The following is a 16,261-nucleotide window of genomic DNA, read 5'->3' on the forward strand; positions in this document are numbered from 1 at the left end:
CCGCCATGGAGTTCGAAGAGTTCGACACCGAGTACCGGAAGGTCCTCGAGGCAGTCCGCACCGGCGCGAGTGCCGCCCAGGCCCGCCCGGAGATCGATCGACTCCGCGCGCTGGCAGCCGACCTCACCGACCCGAACGACCGCGCTGACGCCGCCCACGACCTCGAACTGCTCGAAGACATCCTCGCAACGCCCCCCGCGGCCGCCCGCTCACCTCGCCTCCAGCAGGCCTACGAACTACAGGCCGCCGCGGTCGCCGAGACCGGCACGCCGGCGGAACGCATCCAGCGGCTGGAGCGCGCGTTGGCGGAGCTGGCCGAGCTCGTGGACGGCGCCGACCTTCCGGATCAGGACGAGATGCGCGGTATCGGACACACCCTCAGCCTGCTGGTCGGTGCACTCGAAGCTGAACGCTGAGCCTCGTGCCTAAGGCCACCACCTACCGACAGCTCCTGGCGGAACAGGCACCTGCCGCCGTCCGGATCTCCGGGGCTCATCGTTCGATCTGGAACGGCCGGACCGAACTGACGGATCCTGCCAAGGCGGTTGACGGAGAGGCCGAATGGCACGGCACGGTCCGCTACAACGACCGGCGGATCCTCGAGCCGATGCGGGAGATGTTCCGCAACGCGCGCGTCCACCTGCAGGACGCCGCGACGCTGCGCAGCTACCGCAAGGCGATCAAGACCATGCTGCACGAGAACGTGCACATGCTCGCCGGGGAAGGCTCCGACCCGCGACGCAACCAAGCCGAGTACAACACTCCGCACGGCAAGGCGGCCGAGGAGGGCTTCACCGAGCTCTACGCGATTCAGAAGACCGATCAGTACATCGACGAACTCGGTCTCGAGGAGATCGCGCCCGGCATCAAAGCGGCCGGGAAGCACGAGATCTATCCCGACTACGTTCAAGGCGCGGATGCGTTCGCCCAGACGATCGGCAGCCGGAGCGGGCTGGGCAGTGAAGAGGTCGTGCGCAGGATCGCGACCGTCAGCGCCGGGCAGAAGTTCGAGGCGGCCGCGGCGGCGATCTACGACACGAGCGACCTCCCAGGCCTCGTCCCCGACGACCAGCGTGCGGCCGCCGTCCAGCAGATCGCCGACGCGATGAAGAAGGACTACGCCCAGATCGAGCAGGCGCAGCAGATCAAGGATCCGGACCTACGCCGCAAGGCCGCCCGCGCCGCAGGTGGAGCCGCCGCCCGCGCTGGTTACGACGCGGTGCGCGACATCCGCCGCCAGTGGTCGATGCCGGCCCCCGAAGCCCGCGTGGAGCGAGGAGTCAGTGCCGAGCAGACCCGCTCGAACGACTCACTCGCCCCCCAGGCCACAGCCCCCGAAACCACCACGGCCCCCGCACCCCAGTCCCTCCCGCCCGACCTCGCCACCGCCGCCCACGCCAGCCGCGCCGGCACCGAACCCCTCACCTCCGCCACCCGCCTCGACGAGTCCAACATGGGCTCCCGCCGCGACGGCAGCTCATCCGGCCCGGAACGAGGCTCCGAAGTTCAGCGCTGAATGGCGCTAGCGTTCTCGGTATGGACTACGACCAGTTCGACGTCGAGTACGACCGGGTTCTTGCGGCTGTCAAGGCGGGCTTGCGCGGGGCTGAACTGGCTTCGGAAGTTGAGCGTCTACGTGGCTTGGCCGACAGCATCGAGGACCCTTCCGACCGCCGGAGCGCCGGGCTCGACATCGACATCATCCTGGACATCACCCGCCCACGGCCCGCGGACGCCTTGTCCGAGCGGATGTTGGAGATCCGGCGGGTGCATGGCGCGGCGACCGGCTACGACGGTACGACGGAGGAGCGCATCGCCCGGCTCGAGGCAGGTCTCACGCAGTTGGACCGGATCGCCGACTCCGCCGCGCCCGACGAGGTACGCGAGATCGAGGCCTACAGTCACACGATGACGATGCTGCTCGACGCATTGCGATCTGACGTGACATGAAGGTCACCAGCTTTCGGGAGCTGATGCGTGAGCAGGCGGGCGCCGCCGTCCGCATCTCGGGAGCGCATCACTCCTCATGGAACCAACGGCTCCGCGCGCTGCCGCGGGAGGGGCGCACCGGCGGGGTCGCCGCGTGGGACCACGCGATCGCCTACAACCCGCGAACCGTCGACGAGCCGTTGCAGGAGATGTTCAGCAACGCCCGCGTGCACAACCAGCCGAAGAGCGATCTTCGCCGGTACCGGGACGCGCTCCGGATCGTCCTGCACGAGAACGTCCACATGCTGTCGTCCCAGGGGCGTGAGCACGCGCAGGCTCAGCGGGCTTTCCAGCACACGCCCGGCGTACGGGCAATGGAAGAGAGCATCACGGAGCTCTACAGCCACCAGGTGCTCAACGACTACATCGACGAAATGGGCCTCGAGGAGATCGCCCCGGGCATCAAGAACGTCCGGTCGGGCACGGTCTACCAGGAGTACCTGCCCGCTGCCGAGACGTTCGCGGAGGCAACCGCTCGGCGGTCCGGAACGAGCCGCGCCGAGATGATTCAGCGGATGGCTGTCGTGCCCGCCGACCAGAAGTTCACGGCTGTCGCGGAGGCGATCTACGACAGCAGCGATCTTCCAGGCCTGGTGCCGTCCGATCAGCGCGCGCAAGCGGTCAATCGGATCGCGGAAGCGATGCGTGTGTCCTTCGCGCGGATCGACAACCTACCGGAGAATGCTTCGGAAGAGGATCGGCGCGCGGTCGGCGGCGAGGCGGCGCATCAAGGATTCCGCGCGGTCAGGGAGCTCAAGAAGCAGTGGCAAATGCCGCCCTCGAGTCAGCAAGTGCAGCGTGCTGCTGGAGTTGGTACGGCGGCTCAGCAGGATGCAGACCGGAAACCGGCTCCAGGTGCCCCGTCTGTCAATGTTTCCGCGCTCCCACCCGACCTCGCGACCGCCGTCCATGCCAGCCGTTCCGGGGCCGAACCCCTCACCTCCGCCACCCGCCTCGACGATGCTGACATGGGCTCCCGCCGCGGCGGGAGCCAGCCTGGGCCGGAGCGTGGGTCTGAGGTGCAGCGGTAGGCGAAAAGTGGGGTGCTGCGCGGAACTTTGATCGGTTGAGTTCCGGAACTGATCGAAAGTGATCGTTCGAGCGCCAGGGTATTGACGAGGAAAGCCCTTTCCCATACCTTCGCTGCACTTGATGGTGGTCCGGTCGTTCGGGCCCGGCCGGAACCGGTTCGGCAGTGAAGGAGTTCCCCTGTGAGACGTAGCGTGGGACTGACGTTGCTGGCCGCGGCGCTCGCCGTGGTGGCCAGCAGTTGTGGCAGCGGGGTGATCGACAAGACCACGGACGGCGTGCCGCCGGCCGAGGCGACCGGGACGCTGCGGGTGCTGCTCCCGTCGTTCCCGCCCAGTAACGAGGGGCGGGCGCAGTTCCAGAAGGTCGTCGACGACTTCCAGAAGAAGTATCCGAAGATGAAGGTCGAGCCGGACTTCGCGACGTACAACAACCTGAACGAGAAGATGTCGACCTCGATCGCGGCCGGTATCCCGTACGACGTGATGGTCACCGGTGTCGGCTGGATCCAGCCGTTCGCGTCCAAGCGCATCTTCGCCGACCTCGGCGACTACGGCCTGACGCCGGACGTGATCAAGGAGAAGAGCATCGCCGCGCTGATCCCGGCGGTGACATACGACGGCAAGATGTACGGCTACCCGTTGCTCGCCGACGCGCGCGCGGTCGCGCTGCGCAAGAGCGCGTTCATCGAGGCGGGCCTGGATCCGGAGAAGCCGCCGGCGTCCCTCGCGGAGCTCAAGATCGCCGCGGAGAAGCTGACCAAGCGGGACCAAGACGGCAACATCACCCGGAGCGGCTTCGACCTCGCGTCGGCGTCCGGCTTCCGGCAGTCGTTCACGACCTTCCTGGCTTCGACCGGGACGACGCTCTACGAGGACGGCGAGCCGAACTTCGACAACCAGGCCGGGCTCGACACCCTGCTCTGGATCAAGTCGATGATCAACAACGTCCAGCCGTACGGTCAGGTGAACGCCGCGCAGCAGCCGCTGGTGTACTCCGGCGAGGCCGCGATGGGCATCGTCGGCGGCGCCGTCGACTGCGGGACCGGCGGTAAGGGCATCGGCCAGAAGAACTGCGACGACCTCAAGTTCTTCCGCTTCAACAGCGGCAAGGAGATCGAGTACCTCGGCGGCGACCTCGCGTCGATCGGCTCCCGCAGCGTGCACAAGGACGCCGCGTGGTCGTTCATCCAGTCGCTGACCCAGCCGAGCTCGCTGGACGCGATGGCCAAACTGAACCGCAAGCTCCCGGCGTACAAGGACGCGAGCAACTCGCCGCAAGCGAAATCCAACCCGTTGAGCAAGTTCGTCGCGGACGGCCTGGTGTACGCCGCGAACGAGAACGAGGTCCCGGCCAACTGGCTCGAGATGCGGGGCAACTTCGACATCCAGCTCACCCAGGCGGTCCTCGGTCAGAAGGATCCCGCGAAGGTGCTGCGCAACCTGGCAGGACAGAGCCGATGAGCACAACACTCGAGCGTCCGGCGATCCCCGCGAGCCGCAAGGCGGACGTCGCCAAGGACAAGGGCACCCTGACCCGTAATCAGGTCCGCACCGGCTGGGCCCTGCTGGCCCCGGCGCTGCTGCACTCAGGCGTATTCATCGTGATCCCCGTCGTCGCGGTGCTGGTCCTGAGTCTGACCGACTACAGCTTCGGCGACACCTGGTCGTGGGTCGGTTTCGGCAACTACACCGAGCTGTTCCGTGACGTCGACTTCCTGGCGTCGTTGTGGCACACGGTCCTGTACGCGATCATCGTCATCCCGATCTCGATGGCGATCTCGCTCGCCGTCGCGCTCGGCCTGAACCAGAAGATCCGCGGTCTGGGCTTCTTCCGGACGGCGTTCTACATCCCGACCGTCACCGCGACGGTCGCCGTGGCGACGATCTGGCTGTGGATCTACAACCCGGGTTCCGGCCTGGCCAACGGCTTCCTCAGCCTGTTCGGGTTCGCGCCGAACCGCTGGCTGGCCGACCCGGGCACCGCGCTCGGGTCGCTGATGGTGGTCGGCATCTGGCAGGGGCTCGGCACCAAGATCATCATCTACCTGGCCGCGTTGCAGGGCGTCTCCCGCGATCTGCTCGAGTCGGCCGATATCGACGGCGCGAACCGGTGGCAGAAGTTCCGCAACGTGACGCTGCCGGCCCTCGGCCCGGTGCAGTTCTTCGTGCTGATCACGTCGATCGTCGGCACCTTCCAGGTGTTCGACCTGGTCTACGTGATGACCCGCGGCGGGCCCGGTAGTGAGACGCGCGTCCTGGTGCTGGACATCTACCAGAACGCGTTCCAGGACCTCAAACTCGGTTACGCGTCCGCCGAGACCGTGATCATGATGATCGTGATCGCGCTCTTCATCGGCGTCGGACGCATGCTTCAGAAGGCGGACACCAATGACTAGCGCCACGCTGCCGGCGGTCGCCGCCGCGGGGAAGCCGTCCGCGCTGCGGCCCGGCCGGATCCTGTTGTACGTCGCACTGGTGATCGGCGCGTTGCTGATGATCACGCCGTTCCTGTGGATGGTGCTGACCGCGTTCAAGAGCGAGCTGGAGATCCTCAAGTTCTCCTGGTTGCCCGGCGAGCTGCGGTGGAGCAACTTCACCGAGGCGATGCAGACCGCGCCGTTCCTGCGCTACTTCCGCAACAGCGCGCTGATCGCGCTCGGCGAGACCGCGTTCACGCTGGTCGTCTGTACGACGGCCGGTTACGCGCTGGCGAAGATGCCGTTGCGCGGCGGCAAGCTGATGCTCGGGTACTTCATCGTGCTGCTGCTGGTGCCGTTCCAGATCATCCTGGTGCCGCTGTTCATGATCGTGAAGTCGATTCCGCTGTTCGGCGGGAACAACATCCTCGGTCAGGGCGGTATCGGATGGCTGAACTCCTGGTGGGGGCTCATCATCCCGCTCGGCGCGGCGCCGTTCTTCACCTTCCTGGCCCGCCAGTTCTTCGTCTCACTGCCCGACGAGCTGGCCCAGGCGGCCCGCGTCGACGGGCTCGGTGAGTTCGGCATCTTCTGGCGGATCATGCTGCCGCTGATCAAGCCGGCGCTGATCACGATCGGCGTCTTCCAGATCGAAGCGGCCTGGAACGGGTTTCTCTGGCCACTGATGATCACCACCTCGGACGAACTCCGTCCGCTCCAACTGGGGCTGGCGATCTTCTCCCAGAACCCGGCCGAGATCCAGTGGCCCTACCTGATGGCCGGCACCGCGCTGGCGACCCTGCCGATGATCGTGCTGTTCGTCTTCGCGCAGAAGCGGTTCATCGAAGGAATGGCGAACGTCGGCATCAAGGGCTGAGCCCCCTGGAGTCGTGGGCCGACCTCGAGCAGATGCTCACCCCGCCCCGGGTGAGCATCTGCGAGGCCCCCTCCCACATGCGGTGGTCCCGAAGAAACACCGGAGTGTCCCGCGTAGTCCCCCCACCCGGCACACTCACCCGTTTATCGGCGCACTGTGCCCTGCGTTACACGTACGTCCCGTTTTTTCGCCGACTACCCGAACGATTTCTCCCGGGACCCGGCAAATTCCAGAAAATGTCACATCACGCAGTGTGACGATCACCTTCTGTAGTCAAAATCTCGGTGGCGCGGGTAACCAACCGGTTGGAAGACTCGGAGGATGGACGAACGGGTCGCGGCCAATCGGGTCGTCTGGGAGCAGGCTTCGGCGAAGCACGTGCGCGAGTACGACGAACTGCTCGTCCAAGCCCGGGACGGCGAGCTGTTCCCGCAGGAGGTCGCGTTACTTGCACCAGTGCTGGCCGCCGGCCCACTGGTCGTGCACCTCCAGAGCGGGCATGGAGTGGACGACGCTGCGCTCGTACGGGCGGGTGCGCGTCAGGTGGTCGGTGTCGACTACAGCTCGGTCGCTGCGACGGCCGCACAACGTCGGGCCGCCGACCTCGGCTCGCCTTGTCGCTATGTGGTCGGAGAGGTGCCCGGCGTACCGGTCCGGGATGGTTGCGCCGATCTGGTGTACACGGGCAAGGGTGCGCTGATCTGGATGCGCGATATCGACGCCTGGGCCCGCGACGCGGCGCGCGTACTACGTCCGGGCGGCAGCCTGTTTGTGTACGAAGCGCACCCAGCCGTGCCGCTGTGGTCGTGGGACGCCGACGAACCGCGCATCCGAGCTGACCGGAGCTACTTCGCTGAGTCGCACGTGAATGACACCTTCCCCGGCAACGGCGCGCGCGAATGGCAGTGGACCCTCGGCCAGCTCGTCACCGCCATCACCCGCGCCGGACTGCGGCTCGACGTACTAGAGGAGTACGCCGAGCCGTTCTGGCGACCCGCCGACGGTACAGCCGCGGCCGCGTGGTCCGGCCGCCTACCCAACGCCTACGCCCTACTGGCTCACAAGTAGGCCAGCAACGCCGCCTCCTCATGGTCGAGGTGTGCGGTCAGCAGACTGACGAGCCGGTCCACCTCTGGCAGCAGCTCCGGTGTGGGGTCGCTGAGCAGTTTCTCCAGCTCCTCCAGTCGGACGGCGATCTGGTCGTGCTCGGCCTGCAGTGCGTCGATTTCCGTGGCCAGCTCGGGGTGCAGCTCGCGCAGTCCGGGGAGCAGGCCCATCGACTCCCCGGTGTGGTGGTTGTGCATCCCCTGGCACAGGGTGAGACAGCTGATCCGCAGCTGCGCACCGAGCCCCGCCGTACCGGACCCAGCAACCTCCGACCGGATCAGCTCCAGCTCACGCCGAAAAGTCTTGTGGACCTTGATCAGCAGCTCCCCAAACGACCCAGCGCCCCCAGGCGGCCCAGCCTCTCGCTGCTCCAACGCAACCACTGGAATCGTCCGCGTCGTCTTGGCCTGGTACTCGCCCCATCCGGCGTCCGCCTCGACCAGCCGCGCGAACACCTCGTCCCGCTCTGCGCCCGCGAGCGGTACGGCGTCCGCCTCGTACGTGAACACCCCGGTCTCGACCGTCACCTCGGCGTTCGCCTGCAGGTTGTGAAACCAGTCCGGATGCCGGTCGGCCCCAAGAGCCGACGCGACCACCAACAACCGCTTGCCGTCCGGGTAGTACCCGAGTACGGCGGTGTGCGGACGCCCGGTACGCCGTCCAGTCGTTGTCAACAGCAACATCCGCGCATCGGCGAACGGCCCGCTCAGCCGTCCCTCCTGCGCTCGAAACTCAGCAATCAGCGCATCAGTAAAAGGGTTCGTCATTCTCTTCTCTCGGTAGATGATCTGGAATCAGTGAGAAAGAGAAGACAAGGCGGCCCGCGGGCCGGCCAGGCGCTCAGAAGTCGCCCGGGAACCCAACTCGTGCATGGCCCAAGGCCGACCCGGTAGTCACGTTCCAGACCCTAGCCGATCAGACTGAGCCCCGTGAAGGTGTCCGTAGTGATCCCGACCCGCGGCGACGCGGACCTACGAGGTGTCCTGGACGCACTGGCCGCGCAGCGCGACGCACCGGCGTACGAAGTCCTCATAGAGGTGGACAGCGCCGGCGAAGGCGTCAGCGTGGTGCGCAATCGCGCGGTGTCCAAGGCATCTGGTGAGCTGCTCGGCTTCCTCGACGACGACACCGTCCCCGACGCGGACTGGCTCCGGACTCTGGTCGACGCGCTGTCTGGTCCACACGCCGCCGTAGCCGGCCGCATCACCGAATCCGGCACCACAACCCTCAACCGACTCAGAGCCCTCGCCTTCAACCACCGCCACGCCACCAACGGCGTCCTCGTCGACTACCTCAACGGCGGCAACTTCGGCATCCGCACCGACGTCTTCCAAGCCCTGAACGGCTTCGACCCCACCTGCCGCAAGTCCCAAGACCGCGAACTGGCCCGCCGCACCCTCCAAGCCGGCCACACCATCACCTACCGCCCCGACCTCCACATCACCCACCAAGCCCACTACACCCTCAAATCCCTCTACCAAGGCCGCTACCGAGCCGGCGCCGCAGCCACCACCATGCGCCGCACCAGCCCCCTCTCCCTAGGCCCAACCACCCTACGAACAACGTACGGCGCCTCCCTCCCGCAGCTCGCCCGTACGCACGGTCCACGCCTGGCCGCGGCCGCACTGCTGTCAATTACCGCGCACCGGCTCGGTAGAGCCTCTAAGCTCTGAGCCATGGAGTGTTACCCCGCGGGGCGCACCCGCAACTGAGGGCACAGCTGGCCGGCCGACTAGTACGTCGGCTGATTCCGCATACCTTCAGTTGAAAGGCACTCCTATGGACCTGCGTCCGTACAGTCCGCATGACCTCGACGAGCTCATCGCGTTGACCATCGAAACCTTCGGGCCGTTCTACGAGCAGTCGTACCGCCCTGTCGTCGGTGAGCTCGTCTTCACCAACACGCACGGCCAGTGGCGCGACGACTACCACCGGCACGTCGCCAAGATCCACAACCCGTCCGAGAACCGCTACGCCGCAGTGGCCGAGGACGGCGGCGTCCTGGTCGGCTACGTGGCCTGGGACTTCGATCCGGCCAAGCGACACGGCGGAATCGACATCCTCGCCACCGCCGCATCGCACCGCCGCCAGGGCCTCGCCAGAACCCTCTGCGAACACGCCTTCGCCCACCTCAAGTCACAAGGCATCGAAACCGTAGAGATCGGCACCGGCGGCGACCCGTTCCACACCCCCGCCAGAGCCCTCTACGAGTCCCTAGGCTGCACCCCCTTCCCAACAACCAGGTACTACCGACAACTCTGACCCCCCGGGCCGGACGCCACGGCGTCCGGCCCGCACATGTCCCATCCGGCCGGCACGTAGTAGACGTACTGCGAGAGCGCGGACACCTGGCCGTCGTTCTGTCCAGAAGCCGTGGAGTCGACCTGACAACAGGTGCCGGCCTAGAGGCGGCACTGGCCGGCGCAGAGGTGGTCATCGACGTCAGCAACGTCACCACCAACCGCAAGTCCGTAGCCATCAACTTCTTCGAGCAGGCGGCCGGCAACCTCCTCCAAGCCGCCCAGTACGCCGGCGTCCGCCACCTGGTCGCCCCCTCCATCATCGGCGTCGACAAAGTGCGCCACCCCTACTACGCCGGCAAACTCCGCCACGAAGAGCTCATTCGCGCCGGCTCCATCCCCTGGACCATCATGCGCGCCACCCAGTTCTACGAGTTCGTCGGCCAAGCCGTGAACACCGTCCCCGGCGCCATGCGCCAAGGCGCCCTCCTCCCCACCACCCCAGCCCCCCGAGGCACCCGAACCTTCACCACCTGGCTCAAAACCCAGGACTTCACACCCCGCTGAGGTGCTGCGAACCTGCGGATGGGCCGGATGGCTAGCCACCCGGCCCATCCGCAATCAGGACTTCGCGAAGCGTTTGGACGCCGCCAGCGCCTCATTGGTGTTCATCTTGCGAAGATCTTCACCGTCGCGGACGTAGTACTCGTCGTCGTAGCCGGTGAGGTCCGTCTGGGCCGGGATCCGGATGACGACGTACGCGCGCCCGGAGTAGGTCACCGTGTCGACGTTGGCCAGGACCGCACTCTTCAGCGGCTCGCTCAGTGGGGCGCTCTGAATTGCGGTCAGGAATTTCCGCGTGTAGTCACTGAGCTGAATTCCGAGGACCTGACATTCCCGATCCACGCCGACCAGGAGTTGTCGGCCTACGCGAAGCGGCACGATGGAGTCGAGCTGCTCGATACGTTCCGCGTCTTTGCTGTTGTCGGGAACCCCGAACACGATGTATCCATCGGCCTCAGGTCCAACATTTGCAATGGCTGAGACAATCTTAGGCAGCTTCTTCAGGAAGGCGGCGTCGATTTCGCGTCGTGGGCCCAGCGAGACGATGCCTTGCTTGAACTCGTACCGCGCGCTCTCGATCGGCGCCCGCCGAATGATGTTGGGGAACTCGATCTCCATGGCCGGACCATGAGTGAGGGCCGGACGAGGTGCGCTCGAGAAGTGCTTCTCCAGGAGCCCCCGAACGATGTCGATGTTCTCCTGGCGCTGCTGCTCTGTGGTCGTGTTCCGGCTGGGGGTCAGGCGCGCTGAGATCTTTTTGATGGCGGCGAAAGCGGACTTCGGATCAGTCAGCTGTTTCTGGTGCTTTATCATCAGGTCGAAGAAGGCCATGAAGACCGCATAGAACGGTGTCTTCGCCGATGTGAAACTGCTGGTGCTGACATGTGAGCGGAATGCTCCGCTGATTCCCGGACGCTCGGATTCGACCATCTTCTTCATGGCGCCGAGGACGTCTTTGACGTCGCTTGCCAGAACCTCGGTCCCGTACGTGTTCAGATCGATCGCCAGCGAGGCGCTCTCCGCCGTGGTTGGGTCGAAATACTTGTCGAGAACGTCCGAACTGACACTGAACGTGTTTCCGCGGACGACCGAGATGCAGATATCGGCCAGCAGCTGCTCGTCTTCGCTCTGCTGCAGCTGGCGAGGGTTCAGAATGCCGAGGCTGCACCAAAAGGTCTCCTCGGCGGCGATTCCGTAGCCCAGGCGCTCGCGTGCCGAGTCGACGGACACAACCGGCATCTTGGTCAGCGGGAGAACATCGGGCGAACCGTCGTACCGAAAATCTGAGGCCAGCTTGCGGACCATCCGCACGAAGTCGCTGACGACGCCGGCCTGTCGCTTTTCCTGAGCGCTGAGTTGGCGTCCTCTTGAGTTGATTCGCCGGAAGACCTCAGTGATCTGCTCCTCCTCCTTCGAGTCGAAGATGGTCACGGCGAGCTGGTAGTCGAGGAGATCGGCACACTTGCTGGCTGCGAGCAGATCCGGATTGTCGGTCTCGGCGTCGAAGGCCCCGGCTTCGGCCAGCTGGCGGGCGCGCGAGAACTCGCGGAGATCGAAGTAAGTTCGGGTTTCGCCGTTCGCGATCGCGTATCGGTGCTCGATGTAGCCGAAGATCGCATCCAGCCGCTGCATGCCGTCGATGATCTCGAAATCCCCGTCCGCCTTCTCGGCGAGCAGGAACAACGGAATGGGGAAGCCTTTCAGAATGCTGTCGATCAGATGGATCTTTTCGTCGACACCCCAGACCAGTTTTCGCTGGTAGTTCCGATTCACGATGAGCTTTTCCCCGCGATACAGACTGTAGGCTTCTTGGATCGACATACCGCGAGGTGTGATGGACATCAGAGCTGCTACTCCTATTTGCTAAAACTTGTTCTGCGCTTCCTGGAACCGCTCGATCGACGATCGGGCTTCGATCAGCAGCGGGCTGGTCCGCCGATCCGCCGTACGTCGAGGTCGCGGCGCTCCATTCTCCGGCATCGGGCGACTACGCGCGGTCACTCCCGGCGAGGCGTCGAACCTTTTCGCCGAACCCCGAGACAAAGAAGTCCCGACAGAAACAAGAAGGGCCGGACGCCAAGCGCCCGGCCCTGCTGCGGAGGATACGAGATTCGAACTCGTGAGGGGTTGCCCCCAACACGCTTTCCAAGCGTGCGCCCTAGGCCTCTAGGCGAATCCTCCAGGATGGTGAGGATACGTGAGGGGGGCTGGGTTGTGGAAATCGGGGGTTGGGTGGGGTGAGGGTGTGCTGGTGGGGGGACGGGGCGGGGCGGGTGGGGGAGCTGAGGAGGGTCGGGCGGTTGGGGTGGCTTGGGTCGGGCGGGGTGGTTGTTGGTGGGGGGTGGGGATCACGTATGCTTGGGGCTGGTTCCCCGCGTGGCGGTATCTCGCCCAACTCCCCCAGGGCCGGAAGGCAGCAAGGGTAAGTGAGCTCTTCCGGGTGCGCGGGGAATCCTTGTGTCCAGGACCATTTCGGGGTCCAGCTTTGGGCCCTTTCGGGGAGGCTCGATGAGCGCCGAGCGCCGCTATCTGCAGGAACTGATTGTCGCCGAGTTGGGTGTGTCGGCGTCGTTCAATGCGGCGGTCGAGGTCGAGCGGCGGGTGGAGTTCCTCGCGGAGAAGCTGCGTACGTCGGGGGTGACGTCGTACGTGCTCGGGATCAGTGGTGGGGTCGACTCTGCGACGGCTGGGCGGTTGTGTCAGCTTGCGGTGGAGCGGGTGCGTGGTGAGGGCGGTCAGGCGACGTTTGTGGCGATGCGGTTGCCGTACGGCGTCCAGGCGGATGAGGCGGATGCGCAGCGGTCGCTGGAGTTCATCAAGCCGGATGAGACGCTCGTGGTGGACGTGAAGCCGGCTACGGACGCGATGGTCGAGTCAGTGCGGCACGCTGGTCTGGGCGACCGTGAGGACTTCCACGTCGGCAACATCAAGGCCCGTCAGCGGATGGTGGCTCAGTACGTCGTTGCCGGCGCGCGCGGCGGTCTGGTGGTCGGGACGGACCACGCTGCTGAGGCAGTGATGGGCTTCTACACCAAGTACGGCGACGGTGCGTGCGATCTGACGCCGCTGTCGGGGCTGAGCAAGCGTCGGGTCCGTGAGGTCGGCGCTCAGCTTGGTGCGGCGCCGGAGATCACCGGAAAGGTGCCTACGGCCGATCTGGAGACCAACAACCCCGGTGTGCCTGATGAGGCCGTTCTGGGTGTTACGTACGACGAGATCGACGACTTCCTCGAGGGGCGCGAGGTCAGCGACGAGGCGGCGTCGAAGATCATCGCGACGCACCGGCGGACCGCTCACAAGCGCGTCATGCCGTACGCCGTCGACTAGGAGCTGTGGGCGAGCTGCCGGGCGCGGTTGGCGAGGCGGGCCAGCCGGATGGTGGCGATGTTGCGGTAGGCGGGGCGGAGGACTGTCGCCAGAGGACCGGTCTGCTCGAAGGTGTGGGTGACCTGGCTCTCGGGGCCGATGCTCCAGACGGCGACCTCGCGGAACCCGGGGACCTGCCAGGTGATCTCGATCCGGTCGGGCTCGACGGCGGTGTACTGCAGCTCGCCGGTCAGGCCGGGGCGGACGCGCAGCCCGTAGCGGCTGCCCTGCTCCGCGGCGGCGGGGCCGTCGATCGCGAGGAATGCCTCGTTCCACTCCGGTAGCGCGAGGGCGTCGAGCAGGATGTGCCTGATCGCGGACGGGCCGGCGGGGATGGCGTCGGTGGCTTGCTCCATGGCTATCTCTCCTGGGCGAGTTCGTGGGCGCGGCCGCGGCGGCGGGCCAGGGCCGCTCCGGCCGGGAAGCCGTCCGCGACGGCGCGCAGCGTCGCGATGGTCTCGTCGAGCGACCGGTCGGCGACCAGGCCGTCGATCGCTCGGTGCAGCCGGTTCTCCGCGGTGACGATGCGGCGGTGCAACGCGCGGCCGCGCGCGGTCAGGCTGAGCGCGAGGTAGCGCCGGTCGACCTTGTCGACGCTGCGCTGCACCAGGCCCTGCGCGACGAGTCGATCGACCAAACGACTCGGGCTGTTACCTGTCTCACAGACCAGCAGGCCGCCCAACGCGTTCAGCGTGAGGGGGCCGTGGTCCCGCAACACCCGCAGAACTTCGGCCTGCGAGGGCGTGATCCCCAGCGGGCGCAGCTCTGCGGCGAGCAGCCGGTTGCCCTCGCGCTGGATCGCCAGCACGAGATAACGCAGCTCCTCCAGTACCTTCATGACTAATAGATTACACGACACGTATGTCATGTCATCTGTTTCGGACGCCGCCGCGCGGTGCTGAAAGTTCCGGAAAAGGGCCGGAGAAAGTCCTGCTGAGGTCCTGGGCAAGGCGACATCGGGACTGGCACAGTGTCTGCATGAAGGGTCTGATGCAGGACTACCAGCTGTCCCTGGACAACATCTTCCGCCGGGCCGAGCAGTTCTACCCGGACCGGACGGTCCACACCGGCGGGCCGGCGCCGGTCACCATGACGTACGGCGAGTGGGCCGCGCGGACCAGACGCCTGGGCGGCGTACTGGACACGCTCGGGATCACCGCCGACGGCCGGGTCGGCACGTTCGCGTGGAACTCGGGGCGCCACCTCGAGCTGTACTTCGCGGCGCCGTGTACGGGCCGCGTGCTGCACACCCTGAACATCAGACTTTTCCCCGACCAGATCGTCTACATCGCCAACCACGCCGAGGACGAGGTCGTCTTCGTCGACCGATCGTTGCTCGGGCTCTTCCTGCCGTTGCTCGACCGGCTCCCGTTGCTGAAACACGTCGTCGTGATGGACGACCTGCCGCCGGGCGCTCCCGGGGTCGAGGTGCCGAGCGACCCGCGTTTCCACGACTACGAGGAGCTGCTGGCCGCGGCGGAGCCGGTCGAGTTCCACGTCGCCGACGAGAACCAGGCCGCCGCCATGTGTTACACGAGCGGGACGACGGGGAATCCCAAGGGCGTCGTGTATTCGCACCGCTCGACCTGGTTGCACTCGATCGGCGTCCTGACGAACTCCGCGATCGGTCTGGCCGAGACCGACACCGTCATGCCGGTCGTACCGATGTTCCACGCGAACGCTTGGGGCCTCGCGCACGCCTCGCCGATGGCCGGCGCGAGTCTGGTCTTCCCAGGGCCCGACATGAGCCCGCAGGGCATCCTCAAGCTCCTGCAGGAGCAGGAGGTCACGCTGACCGCTGGCGTACCGACGATCTGGCAGGGGCTGCTCCCGCTGCTGGACGGCGTGGAGCTGCCCAAGCTGCGGCGGATCCCGTGCGGTGGTTCGGCCGTCCCGGCAGCCCTCTCGGAGGCCTTCCGGGAGAAGCTCGGCAAGCCGATCCTGCAGGCCTGGGGGATGACCGAGACCAGCCCGGTCGCAACGGCCGCGCACGTCCCGCCGCGGCATGCGGATCTCCCCGAAGAGGAGAAAGCCAAGCTTCGCGCCCGCCAGGGCGTGCCGCTGCCCGGCGTCGAGGTCCGCATCGTCGAACCTGGCTCGATCACCGAGCTCCCGTGGGACGACGAGGCCACCGGTGAGCTGCAGGTCCGCGGGCCGTGGATCGCCGCCGAGTACTACCGCCCCGACGAGGGCGTCCAGCTCAGCACCGAAGACGGCTGGATGAAGACCGGCGACGTCGCCGCGATCGACCAGTTCGGCTCGGTCCGCCTGGTCGACCGCACCAAGGACCTGGTCAAGTCCGGCGGCGAGTGGATCAGCTCGGTCGAGCTCGAGAACCTCCTGATGGCCCACCCCGACGTCAAGGAGGCCGCCGTCATCGGCGTCCCCCATCCCAAGTGGGACGAGCGGCCGCTCGCCTGCATCGTCGTCCAGGAAGGCTCCAGCGTCACCCCCGAACAAATCCTCGCCTACCTCGAACCCCAGGTCGCCAAATGGTGGCTCCCCGACGCCGTCGAATTCATCGACGAAGTCCCCAAAACCTCAGTCGGCAAGTTCTCCAAGAAAGACCTCCGCACCCGCTTCGCCAACTACCACCTCAAGTGACGGTCCAGCTCGGGCCGGGTCGAGGGGCGGCTGTGCTGGATCGTCGTTCCTGAAAGTGGTTGCTGT

General features: G+C 66.3%; 17 protein-coding genes, 1 tRNA gene and 1 other RNA gene. 14 read left to right on the plus strand and 5 right to left on the minus strand.

Going from position 1 to position 16,261, the window contains the following annotated elements:
• Positions 1–5 precede the first annotated feature (5 nt).
• From ACZ6ZD_RS10365 to ACZ6ZD_RS10400, 8 genes are all read left to right on the plus strand, one after another.
• Entirely contained in the window at positions 6–416 is a 411-nt protein-coding gene (locus ACZ6ZD_RS10365; protein ID WP_465670429.1) for a hypothetical protein, read from the plus strand.
• 5 nt (positions 417–421) lie between these two features.
• Positions 422–1,516 carry a hypothetical protein gene (locus ACZ6ZD_RS10370; RefSeq protein ID WP_465670431.1) on the plus strand — a complete coding sequence of 365 codons (1,095 nt, stop codon included), beginning with the start codon at positions 422–424 and terminating at the stop codon, positions 1,514–1,516.
• A gap of 20 nt (positions 1,517–1,536) precedes the next feature.
• Positions 1,537–1,950, plus strand: coding sequence for a hypothetical protein (locus ACZ6ZD_RS10375; RefSeq protein ID WP_465670433.1), 414 nt, complete (start codon positions 1,537–1,539; stop codon positions 1,948–1,950).
• On the plus strand, positions 1,947–3,020 hold the full coding sequence (locus tag ACZ6ZD_RS10380; RefSeq protein WP_465670435.1) for a hypothetical protein: 1,074 nt from the start codon (positions 1,947–1,949) through the stop codon (positions 3,018–3,020). The genes ACZ6ZD_RS10375 and ACZ6ZD_RS10380 overlap by 4 nt, the downstream gene beginning before the upstream one ends.
• A 180-nt stretch (positions 3,021–3,200) precedes the next feature.
• Complete coding sequence (locus ACZ6ZD_RS10385) at positions 3,201–4,481, plus strand: extracellular solute-binding protein (protein WP_465670437.1); 1,281 nt, start codon at positions 3,201–3,203, stop codon at positions 4,479–4,481.
• The gene (locus tag ACZ6ZD_RS10390; RefSeq protein ID WP_465670439.1) at positions 4,478–5,416 is read left to right on the plus strand and encodes a carbohydrate ABC transporter permease; all 939 of its coding nucleotides are present in this window, start codon (positions 4,478–4,480) and stop codon (positions 5,414–5,416) included. Before ACZ6ZD_RS10385 ends, ACZ6ZD_RS10390 begins: the two co-directional genes overlap by 4 nt.
• Positions 5,409–6,314: a carbohydrate ABC transporter permease gene (locus ACZ6ZD_RS10395; RefSeq protein WP_465670441.1), complete on the plus strand. Its 906-nt coding sequence runs from the start codon at positions 5,409–5,411 to the stop codon at positions 6,312–6,314. Before ACZ6ZD_RS10390 ends, ACZ6ZD_RS10395 begins: the two co-directional genes overlap by 8 nt.
• A gap of 321 nt (positions 6,315–6,635) precedes the next feature.
• Positions 6,636–7,382 carry a class I SAM-dependent methyltransferase gene (locus ACZ6ZD_RS10400; RefSeq protein ID WP_465670443.1) on the plus strand — a complete coding sequence of 249 codons (747 nt, stop codon included), beginning with the start codon at positions 6,636–6,638 and terminating at the stop codon, positions 7,380–7,382.
• On the opposite strand, the gene ACZ6ZD_RS10405 is transcribed toward ACZ6ZD_RS10400, so the two are convergent.
• Positions 7,373–8,188 carry a nitroreductase/quinone reductase family protein gene (locus tag ACZ6ZD_RS10405; protein WP_465670445.1) on the minus strand — a complete coding sequence of 272 codons (816 nt, stop codon included), beginning with the start codon at positions 8,186–8,188 and terminating at the stop codon, positions 7,373–7,375. The genes ACZ6ZD_RS10400 and ACZ6ZD_RS10405 overlap by 10 nt on opposite strands.
• A gap of 162 nt (positions 8,189–8,350) precedes the next feature.
• On the opposite strand from ACZ6ZD_RS10405, the gene ACZ6ZD_RS10410 reads away from it, so the two are divergent.
• From ACZ6ZD_RS10410 to ACZ6ZD_RS10420, 3 genes are all read left to right on the plus strand, one after another.
• Complete coding sequence (locus tag ACZ6ZD_RS10410) at positions 8,351–9,094, plus strand: glycosyltransferase family 2 protein (protein WP_465670447.1); 744 nt, start codon at positions 8,351–8,353, stop codon at positions 9,092–9,094.
• 106 nt (positions 9,095–9,200) lie between these two features.
• Entirely contained in the window at positions 9,201–9,683 is a 483-nt protein-coding gene (locus tag ACZ6ZD_RS10415) for a GNAT family N-acetyltransferase (RefSeq protein ID WP_465670449.1), read from the plus strand.
• Complete coding sequence (locus ACZ6ZD_RS10420; RefSeq protein WP_465672662.1) at positions 9,680–10,228, plus strand: SDR family oxidoreductase; 549 nt, start codon at positions 9,680–9,682, stop codon at positions 10,226–10,228. Before ACZ6ZD_RS10415 ends, ACZ6ZD_RS10420 begins: the two co-directional genes overlap by 4 nt.
• A gap of 54 nt (positions 10,229–10,282) precedes the next feature.
• Here ACZ6ZD_RS10420 and ACZ6ZD_RS10425 read toward each other — a convergent pair whose 3' ends face one another.
• Positions 10,283–12,067 (minus strand): GmrSD restriction endonuclease domain-containing protein, encoded by a 1,785-nt coding sequence (locus ACZ6ZD_RS10425; RefSeq protein ID WP_465670451.1) that lies wholly within the window; start codon positions 12,065–12,067, stop codon positions 10,283–10,285.
• 254 nt (positions 12,068–12,321) lie between these two features.
• Positions 12,322–12,406 (minus strand) — tRNA-Ser (locus tag ACZ6ZD_RS10430).
• Positions 12,407–12,588: 182 nt separating this feature from the next.
• On the opposite strand from ACZ6ZD_RS10430, the gene ffs reads away from it, so the two are divergent.
• Together ffs and nadE are read left to right on the plus strand one after the other, a co-directional pair.
• An RNA gene (gene ffs / locus ACZ6ZD_RS10435) (signal recognition particle sRNA small type) lies at positions 12,589–12,685 on the plus strand.
• A 48-nt stretch (positions 12,686–12,733) separates the two neighbouring features.
• Positions 12,734–13,552 (plus strand): ammonia-dependent NAD(+) synthetase, encoded by an 819-nt coding sequence (gene nadE / locus ACZ6ZD_RS10440; RefSeq protein WP_465670453.1) that lies wholly within the window; start codon positions 12,734–12,736, stop codon positions 13,550–13,552.
• Here nadE and ACZ6ZD_RS10445 read toward each other — a convergent pair.
• Positions 13,549–13,947 carry an SRPBCC family protein gene (locus ACZ6ZD_RS10445; RefSeq protein ID WP_465670455.1) on the minus strand — a complete coding sequence of 133 codons (399 nt, stop codon included), beginning with the start codon at positions 13,945–13,947 and terminating at the stop codon, positions 13,549–13,551. The genes nadE and ACZ6ZD_RS10445 overlap by 4 nt on opposite strands.
• 2 nt (positions 13,948–13,949) lie before the next feature.
• Positions 13,950–14,429, minus strand: coding sequence for a MarR family winged helix-turn-helix transcriptional regulator (locus tag ACZ6ZD_RS10450; RefSeq protein WP_465670457.1), 480 nt, complete (start codon positions 14,427–14,429; stop codon positions 13,950–13,952).
• 140 nt (positions 14,430–14,569) lie between these two features.
• Here ACZ6ZD_RS10450 and ACZ6ZD_RS10455 point away from each other — a divergent pair, with 140 nt between their 5' ends.
• On the plus strand, positions 14,570–16,195 hold the full coding sequence (locus ACZ6ZD_RS10455; protein ID WP_465670459.1) for a long-chain fatty acid--CoA ligase: 1,626 nt from the start codon (positions 14,570–14,572) through the stop codon (positions 16,193–16,195).
• Positions 16,196–16,261 lie beyond the last annotated feature (66 nt).

This window comes from Kribbella sp. NPDC104218, from assembly GCF_055584105.1.

Excerpts from the sequence above, each read along its gene's own strand:
- ACZ6ZD_RS10365 (WP_465670429.1), top strand. The coding sequence starts at position 6 with ATGGAGTTCGAAGAGTTCGACACCGAGTACCGGAAGGTCCTCGAGGCA.
- ACZ6ZD_RS10375 (WP_465670433.1), top strand. The coding sequence starts at position 1,537 with ATGGACTACGACCAGTTCGACGTCGAGTACGACCGGGTTCTTGCGGCT.
- ACZ6ZD_RS10380 (WP_465670435.1), top strand. The coding sequence starts at position 1,947 with ATGAAGGTCACCAGCTTTCGGGAGCTGATGCGTGAGCAGGCGGGCGCC.
- ACZ6ZD_RS10390 (WP_465670439.1), top strand. The coding sequence starts at position 4,478 with ATGAGCACAACACTCGAGCGTCCGGCGATCCCCGCGAGCCGCAAGGCG.
- ACZ6ZD_RS10395 (WP_465670441.1), top strand. The coding sequence starts at position 5,409 with ATGACTAGCGCCACGCTGCCGGCGGTCGCCGCCGCGGGGAAGCCGTCC.
- ACZ6ZD_RS10400 (WP_465670443.1), top strand. The coding sequence starts at position 6,636 with ATGGACGAACGGGTCGCGGCCAATCGGGTCGTCTGGGAGCAGGCTTCG.
- ACZ6ZD_RS10405 (WP_465670445.1), bottom strand. The coding sequence starts at position 8,188 with ATGACGAACCCTTTTACTGATGCGCTGATTGCTGAGTTTCGAGCGCAG.
- ACZ6ZD_RS10415 (WP_465670449.1), top strand. The coding sequence starts at position 9,201 with ATGGACCTGCGTCCGTACAGTCCGCATGACCTCGACGAGCTCATCGCG.
- ACZ6ZD_RS10425 (WP_465670451.1), bottom strand. The coding sequence starts at position 12,067 with ATGTCCATCACACCTCGCGGTATGTCGATCCAAGAAGCCTACAGTCTG.
- nadE (WP_465670453.1), top strand. The coding sequence starts at position 12,734 with ATGAGCGCCGAGCGCCGCTATCTGCAGGAACTGATTGTCGCCGAGTTG.
- ACZ6ZD_RS10445 (WP_465670455.1), bottom strand. The coding sequence starts at position 13,947 with ATGGAGCAAGCCACCGACGCCATCCCCGCCGGCCCGTCCGCGATCAGG.
- ACZ6ZD_RS10450 (WP_465670457.1), bottom strand. The coding sequence starts at position 14,429 with ATGAAGGTACTGGAGGAGCTGCGTTATCTCGTGCTGGCGATCCAGCGC.
- ACZ6ZD_RS10455 (WP_465670459.1), top strand. The coding sequence starts at position 14,570 with ATGAAGGGTCTGATGCAGGACTACCAGCTGTCCCTGGACAACATCTTC.